Source organism: Salegentibacter salarius (assembly GCF_900168265.1).
Taxonomy (GTDB): Bacteria; Bacteroidota; Bacteroidia; order Flavobacteriales; family Flavobacteriaceae; genus Salegentibacter; species Salegentibacter salarius.
In genome coordinates, this window is sequence record NZ_FVZF01000006.1 from 116,847 (window position 1) to 123,963 (window position 7,117).

The window sequence follows — 7,117 nt, forward strand, 5'->3', positions numbered from 1 at the left end:
AAACTATTCTTTAAGTTTCTTAAAATAAATTCTTGCAGCTTTCATAACCCTTGGAGCTAAAATTAGTGTCGAAATCATGGTTGGAATTGCCATAAGGGCAAAGAAACCATCAATGAGGTTAATCATCATACTTAAAGAAGTTGTGGCTCCTAAAAGAATACTTATAATATAGAAATAATTGTAATAATGTTTGTTTTCTGCACCGGCCAAATAGGAAAGGCATTTTGTTCCGTAGTAAGAAAAAGAAAATAAAGATGATATACTAAAAGCGGAGATGCAAAGTAATAAAAGATAATCTCCAACATAAGGAATAGAATCTTCAAAAGCAGCTGCAGTAAGGCTTACCCCATTTACATCTGTAGTTTGCCAAATTCCGGTCACTAAAATAGCGAGTGCGGTAAGTGTACATACTATTAAAGTGTCTATCGCTGGCCCCAGCATTGCTACCAGACCTTCCCTAACCGGTTCTGAAGTTTTACTGGCTCCGTGAGCCATTGTCGCGGTTCCTATCCCTGCTTCATTAGAAAAAGCACCTCGTCTTACTCCTAAAATAATTAGACCACCCAGCACACCGCCAAGCATTGGTTCGCCTTTATAATTTTCTGCGGCAAAAGCATCAGTAAATATTGATGAGAAATAATAGGGAACAACATCAAAATTTACAATTAAAATAATGATTACCGAAATAAAATAAAGTGCCACCATTGCCGGCACCAGTTTAGAAACGGTTTTGCTTATTCGTTGTAATCCACCAAGAATCACCACCGAAGTAAGAATCACCAGGATAATACCTATAATTAGGTTGGTGCCAAAGCCGGTAGGAATATCATTTGGTTCTAAAAGAATGTAATTTATGGCCTGCGTAAGTTGATTTACATTGAAAACGGGTAAAGCACCAATAAGTCCTGCGACACTAAAAAAAATGGCCATAAACTTCCATTTCTTTCCAAGACCTTCTTCAATAAAATACATTACCCCGCCTTGAATATTTCCTTGTGTATCTTTGCCTCTGTACATTACCGCCAGGGTATTGGTAAAGAACTTCGTGGCCATACCGACCACGGCACTAACCCAAAGCCAGAAAATAGCTCCCGGACCACCTAGAGCTATAGCCACGGCTACGCCCGCAATATTTCCCATTCCTACAGTAGAGGAGAGGGCGGTAGAAAGTGATTGAAAATGATTGATTTCCCCGGGATCATTGGGGTTATTATATTTTCCGCGCAGAAGATCTAATGAATGTCCCAGGTACCTAAATGGAAGGAAATTAGATAAAATAAGCAGGTAAAATCCGCCGCCAATTAATAAAATTACCAAGGGAAGTCCCCAAACCGCCGAAGCGAACTGGGAAACGAGTTCATCTATTGCATTCATAAAACCTCAATTACGCTGAAAATATATGAAATTAACTCCTATTTAATACAGCGTGTTAGTAGGTTTCTTTTGACTTCTAGCTTACTGGTTTAGAATCAGAGGCTTAAAATTCTGACGTAAAATGAAATTTAATATTCGGGTATTTATCCCTGGTCATTTGCAAAGAGAATTGAGAATCTGCTAAGAATACCAATTGTCCCTTTTTATCTTTCGCTAAGAATTTCGATTTTAGTCTTTTAAAATCTTTAAATTCTTCGCTTTTTTCATCTTCGGCTTCTACCCAGGTGGCCTTGTAAACATTTAGATTTTCGTAGGTACATTTAGCACCGTATTCGTGTTCTAATCTGTATTGAATAACTTCAAACTGAAGCGCTCCCACGGTTCCTATAATTTTTCTTCCGTTTAATTCTAAGGTGAAAAGCTGGGCTACACCTTCATCCATCAACTGGTCAACTCCTTTTGCGAGCTGCTTTGATTTCATAGGATCGGCGTTGTTGATATATCTAAAATGCTCCGGAGAGAAACTTGGAATTCCGCGGTAATTTAAATTTTCACCTTCGGTAAGCGTATCACCAATTTTAAAATTCCCGGTATCGTGTAATCCTACAATATCACCGGCATAAGAAACATCTACAATTTCTTTCTTTTCAGCAAAAAAGGCATTTGGACTGGAAAACTTAAGGTTTTTATTGTGTCTTACGTGCAAATAAGCTTTATTCCGCTCAAACTTTCCGGAAACAATCTTTATAAAAGCAAGTCTGTCACGATGCTTAGGATCCATATTCGCGTGGATCTTAAACACAAAGCCGGTAAATTTATCTTCGTCTGGTTTAACCAGGCGTTCTTCACTTTCTTTAGGTCTTGGAGTTGGTGCGATATTAATAAAGCAATCTAACAATTCACGAACTCCAAAATTATTTAAAGCCGAACCAAAAAACACCGGTTGTAAACGACCTTCCAGGTAAGCTTCTTTATCGAATTCAGGATAAACACCCTGCGCAAGTTCCAGTTCTTCTCTTAAGTTATCTGCTGCAGTGCTGCCGATTAATTCATCTAATTCATTAGAAGTTAAATCAGAAATCTCAATTGTATCTTCTATATCCTTTTTAGGATCGCCGGTAAACAGGTTTACATTCTTTTCCCAAATGTTATAGATTCCCTTAAAGTCGTAACCCATTCCAATCGGATAGCTTAGAGGAGTTACGGTAAGATTTAATTTTTGTTCAATTTCATCAAGTAGTTCAAAGGCATCTTTCCCTTCCCGGTCCATTTTATTGATAAAAACGATCATCGGGATGTTTCGCATTCTACAAACCTCTACCAGTTTTTCAGTTTGTTCCTCCACACCTTTGGCAACATCAATCACCACGATCACACTATCAACCGCTGTTAGGGTTCTAAAAGTATCTTCAGCAAAATCCTTGTGGCCCGGAGTATCCAGGATATTGATCTTAATATCTCTATATTCAAAAGCTAAAACCGAAGTCGCTACCGAGATTCCTCTTTGGCGCTCAATTTCCATAAAATCACTGGTTGCGCCTTTTTTGATCTTATTAGATTTTACCGCCCCGGCTTCCTGAATAGCACCACCAAAAAGCAATAACTTTTCGGTAAGTGTAGTTTTACCCGCATCGGGGTGGGAAATGATCCCAAAAGTTCTTCTTCGCTTTAGTTCTTTTTGAAAACTCTTCATCTATAAAAATATTAATGGGTTTCCTGCCTGTTGTCTAGTAATGCTGAGAAAACCTCTTTGGTAAATGCTAATTCCCGGAGTTTACTCCAGATAATTTAGAGCTGCAAAAGTACTATTATTTTGAGGAAATTAAGGATTATTTAAAAGCTCCTTTTAATATCATACCTAAGGCTATTAGCAAAAATCGCTTAAAAACTTCAAGCTTTAAAAACATTCAGTAATTTTACAATATGGGGCAATTTTTTAAAGGGTTAATGGTTTTTTGTGCCGTTATGCTAACGGGCTTAAACTGCTTTGCGGAGCCTGGAGAGCAACACATAGCTAAAGGAGCTTATGTGATAAATATGGGTTCAAGTCCACAAACTGTAGAAAACTCTTTACAGCCTTATGGATTGATCTATACCTTGTTGAAAAATGAGAAGATTGAAATTAAATGGTGCATCAATCCGAATAAAATAAAAGATGCTGCCGATTTTACCTATCGCGACACGATTTTTAGGGGCGGAGCATTTATTATTCCGGTTTCTTATTTAACTGATGATATCAGGGAATTAATTAGCGCATGGGAAGAAAAAGGAATAATGGGAATGTATATAGAGGAATCTGTTAAGGTTCCCGTTTTTACAAGTTTATCGGTAGCGCCCAGATGGACCCTGGATAGGGAAAATGGACATATTGCTGTGCCTTTCTTTAAAGCTGCTGCAATCCCTGCAGAAGCTTATGGTGGAAGCAATAGGAAAAATTGGAAAAGCCCCGAAGATCTTGGAGTTTGCGATGATATTTTTGTAATGCCCCACGCCGATCCCGGCTTTAATTCTCATAAGAATCTTTACATCTGGAATAAGAAGTATAAAGGAGCTATTTGGGCAGGTTGCCACGCGGTAAGTATATTAGAAAATCTTACCGGAAATATTAAGCTGAAAAAAGGAGATAGCACAGAATTTATTCAATTGAATTTTTTAAGTTCTGGATTTCCGGGAGCTCAAAGTGCAGGTTTAATTCCCTATAAAAAGCATAGACACGGCACACCGCCTTATCAAAATCTATTGCCTGCAGATCCGGTAGCGCAATATATTGGTAGCCCGGACGAAGCTCATTTAAATGGCTCTGAAAGGATTTTTCTTCCGAAGAAAATAAACAGGTGGCGAAAAGAAACAAAGAAAATTGTAATAGATGCAGATGCCCCTGACATTCCTGAAATTGCCGAAGATACTGCAGTGATTACGGCCTATGGCCACGCTTATGGGAATACCGAAAATGGGTTGGTAATGTACCAGGCGGGACATAGTATTTATGGAAGGCATCCTCAGAATGTTGCAGCGATGCGCGCTTTTTTTAACTGGAGTTTTTATGCCGCAGAAGTAAAACGAAGAAAAAACTCATTAGAATTTGGGAATAGGAAAGGCTTGCCTGTAGTTGATGCTAAAGTTGGCGACGATCTTACCGCAGCCTTGAGCTTAGATCCTATTCATTTTGACCTGGATAAGGCTGAAATTAGGACTAAAGATAAACCTGCTTTAGACAGTATAGTAACATTCTTGAAAGATCATCCTGCTCTCTTGCTGGACATAAGATCACATACTGATAGCAGGGCTAATGATAATTACAATATGCAGCTTTCTCAAAGAAGGGTTGAAGCTACAATTCAATATTTAATTGAAAAAGGGATTTCCGGTTCACGGATAACAGGAAGAGGTTATGGTGAAACAGAATTGGTAAATTCCTGTGGGAATAATAATAGCTGCCCTGAAGAAGAGCATAGAAAAAACCGGCGGTCAGAATTTATACTCAGCATAGATTGTGATTTATATTCGGAGAAAGGGTTTTAATTAGTTTTTAAAGCTCTATTGGGAATAATAATTGCAACATAATTTTAGGAAATGTGGACTTGTAAAAGCCGCGCTTCATTTCGTACATTTGGCATTCAAAGAAAAAAATGGGAACAGATAACGTAGTATTAGTTAACGAGAAAGGCGAGCAAATTGGCTTGATGGAAAAGATAGAAGCTCATGAAAAAGCTTTGTTGCACCTGGCATTTTCAGTCTTTGTTTTTAATGAAAAAGATGAATTGATGATCCAGCAGCGCGCACATTCTAAATATCATTCGCCAGGTTTATGGACCAACACTTGCTGTAGTCACCAGCGGGAAGGAGAAAGCAATGTAGCTGCCGGAAAAAGAAGGCTTCAGGAAGAAATGGGCTTTAGTACCGAATTGAAAGAAGTGATGAATTTTATTTATAAAGCTCCTTTTGATAACGGACTTACAGAACACGAATTCGATTATATCCTTATTGGAAACTACGAAGATGACCCTGATCCTAATCCCGATGAAGTGGCCAACTGGAAATGGATGAGTCTTGGCGAAATAAAATCTGATATGGAAGTGAACCCTGAAGTTTATACCGAATGGTTCAAGATTATTTTTGATAAATATTATACAAGTATTCAAAAATGAGGTTAAGTGTACACAGAAAAGCTCATTTTAATGCGGCGCACAGGCTCTACCGTAAAGATTGGAGCGATGAAAAAAACCTGAAGGTTTTTGGGAAATGCAGCAATCCGCATTATCACGGACATAACTACGATTTAATTGTGAAGGTTACCGGTGAAATAGATCCTGAAACGGGTTTTGTGATGGACCTAAAACGGCTTAAAGACCTAATTTACGAAGAAGTTGAAGTGCCTTTTGATCATAAGAACTTAAACGAAGAGGTGGCTCCTTTTGATGAACTTAACCCAACGGCTGAAAATATTACGGTAGTGATTTGGAATAAAATGAGGGCAAAGTTAAAACCAGAATTGGATTTGGAGATCACTCTATATGAGACTCCAAGAAATTATGTAACCTATAAAGGAGAATAGATGGCACTTAAAATTGGCGACAAATTACCGAGATTAACCTTAAAAGATCAGGAAGGAGAGAACTTTCATTTTTCGAGGCTGGAAAATAAGGCCCTGGTTATTTTTTTCTATCCAAAAGATTTTACTCCGGGCTGCACTAAAGAAGCTTGTAGTTTCCGTGATCATTATGAAGAATTTCAGGATTTGGGAGCTGAGGTTATTGGAATAAGTACCGATAATGAAAATTCTCATAAAAAGTTCGCTTCTAAACATAATCTGCCCTACGTGCTGCTTTCAGATAAGGAAAAACGAGCCCGAAAAGCTTTTGGAGTAAAAGCGGGCTTAATGGGCCTACTGCCAGGAAGAGAAACTTTTGTATTTGATAAGGATAAAAGGTTAATTCATAGATTCAATAGTATGGGGGCTTCACAACACATTCCCGAAGCACTTAATTCCTTAAAGAAAATTCAGGAAAAATAATTTTTAGCTTTGGGGTTATTTGTATTGAAAAATATACTAAATTCGCAGCCGAAATTTAAGCGATATGGCAAGTAAAAGATTATTAAAAAGAGATGTGAATTATGTAATGGGAGACATTATTGATGCCGCATACATACATCAAATGGCTAACCCTGAAGACGCATCTAAAACTGAAGCGATTGTAGACGAAGCCATTGCAGATTTTGACGAATTGATCACTAAGATTAATCAAAAAGATGTTGAGAATAAAAAACAACACTTTAAAGCAATAGAAAAAGAGTTGGAAGCAAAAGCTGAAGCTCTTATCGCGAAGATCAACGCGCTATAAAAATTACTGGCCGATGTAGCTCAGCTGGCTAGAGCAGCTGATTTGTAATCAGCAGGTCGTGGGTTCGAGTCCCTCCATCGGCTCTTTATAAAAGAGGCTGTCTGAAAAGGCAGCCTTTTTTGTTGTATTATTTTCTGGTTTTTAGTATTTTCATGTAATGAAAGCCAAAGCAGTATTTAAGACCTATGACCAGTCGCAGTTAAGTCTTTTACCTCCCAGTTATGATGATCTGGTCCCTGCCCATCATCCCGTTAGGATCGTCAATACGATTATTGATCAAATCGACATCGCTGACCTGGAGCGAAGTTATAAAGGAGGAGGTACCTCCAGTTACCATCCCCGGATGTTGCTCAAGGTGACCATCTATGCGTACCTTCGCAATATGTATTCCTCTCGTAAAA

General features: G+C 38.2%; 8 protein-coding genes and 1 tRNA gene. 7 read left to right on the forward strand and 2 right to left on the reverse strand.

Annotated features, from left to right (window positions below):
• Positions 1-3: 3 nt before the first annotated feature.
• Both B5440_RS05505 and B5440_RS05510 read right to left on the reverse strand, forming a co-directional pair.
• A complete protein-coding gene (locus B5440_RS05505; RefSeq protein WP_070055016.1) occupies positions 4-1,374 on the reverse strand; it encodes an alanine/glycine:cation symporter family protein in 1,371 nt (456 codons plus the stop codon).
• A gap of 103 nt (positions 1,375-1,477) precedes the next feature.
• Complete coding sequence (locus tag B5440_RS05510; protein ID WP_070055015.1) at positions 1,478-3,067, reverse strand: peptide chain release factor 3; 1,590 nt, start codon at positions 3,065-3,067, stop codon at positions 1,478-1,480.
• Between the two features lie 230 nt (positions 3,068-3,297).
• Between B5440_RS05510 and B5440_RS05515 the strand changes: the two genes are divergently transcribed.
• From B5440_RS05515 to B5440_RS15425, 7 genes are all read left to right on the forward strand, one after another.
• Positions 3,298-4,896, forward strand: coding sequence for an OmpA family protein (locus B5440_RS05515; RefSeq protein ID WP_070055014.1), 1,599 nt, complete (start codon positions 3,298-3,300; stop codon positions 4,894-4,896).
• 107 nt (positions 4,897-5,003) lie between these two features.
• Positions 5,004-5,522 (forward strand): isopentenyl-diphosphate Delta-isomerase, encoded by a 519-nt coding sequence (gene idi / locus B5440_RS05520; RefSeq protein ID WP_070055013.1) that lies wholly within the window; start codon positions 5,004-5,006, stop codon positions 5,520-5,522.
• Complete coding sequence (locus B5440_RS05525; protein ID WP_070055012.1) at positions 5,519-5,929, forward strand: 6-pyruvoyl trahydropterin synthase family protein; 411 nt, start codon at positions 5,519-5,521, stop codon at positions 5,927-5,929. The genes idi and B5440_RS05525 overlap by 4 nt, the downstream gene beginning before the upstream one ends.
• Positions 5,930-6,388: a peroxiredoxin gene (locus B5440_RS05530; RefSeq protein ID WP_070055011.1), complete on the forward strand. Its 459-nt coding sequence runs from the start codon at positions 5,930-5,932 to the stop codon at positions 6,386-6,388.
• A 64-nt stretch (positions 6,389-6,452) separates the two neighbouring features.
• Entirely contained in the window at positions 6,453-6,716 is a 264-nt protein-coding gene (locus B5440_RS05535) for a hypothetical protein (protein ID WP_037316387.1), read from the forward strand.
• Between the two features lie 9 nt (positions 6,717-6,725).
• A tRNA-Thr gene (locus B5440_RS05540) sits at positions 6,726-6,799 on the forward strand.
• 74 nt (positions 6,800-6,873) lie between these two features.
• A partial coding sequence (locus B5440_RS15425; protein ID WP_143533300.1) for a transposase occupies positions 6,874-7,117 on the forward strand: 244 nt, incomplete at its 3' end.

What these genes read in the sequence shown, in the direction of transcription:
- B5440_RS05505 (WP_070055016.1), bottom strand. Translation starts at nt 1,374, where the DNA reads ATGAATGCAATAGATGAACTCGTTTCCCAGTTCGCTTCGGCGGTTTGG.
- B5440_RS05510 (WP_070055015.1), bottom strand. Translation starts at nt 3,067, where the DNA reads ATGAAGAGTTTTCAAAAAGAACTAAAGCGAAGAAGAACTTTTGGGATC.
- B5440_RS05515 (WP_070055014.1), top strand. Translation starts at nt 3,298, where the DNA reads ATGGGGCAATTTTTTAAAGGGTTAATGGTTTTTTGTGCCGTTATGCTA.
- idi (WP_070055013.1), top strand. Translation starts at nt 5,004, where the DNA reads ATGGGAACAGATAACGTAGTATTAGTTAACGAGAAAGGCGAGCAAATT.
- B5440_RS05525 (WP_070055012.1), top strand. Translation starts at nt 5,519, where the DNA reads ATGAGGTTAAGTGTACACAGAAAAGCTCATTTTAATGCGGCGCACAGG.
- B5440_RS05530 (WP_070055011.1), top strand. Translation starts at nt 5,930, where the DNA reads ATGGCACTTAAAATTGGCGACAAATTACCGAGATTAACCTTAAAAGAT.
- B5440_RS05535 (WP_037316387.1), top strand. Translation starts at nt 6,453, where the DNA reads ATGGCAAGTAAAAGATTATTAAAAAGAGATGTGAATTATGTAATGGGA.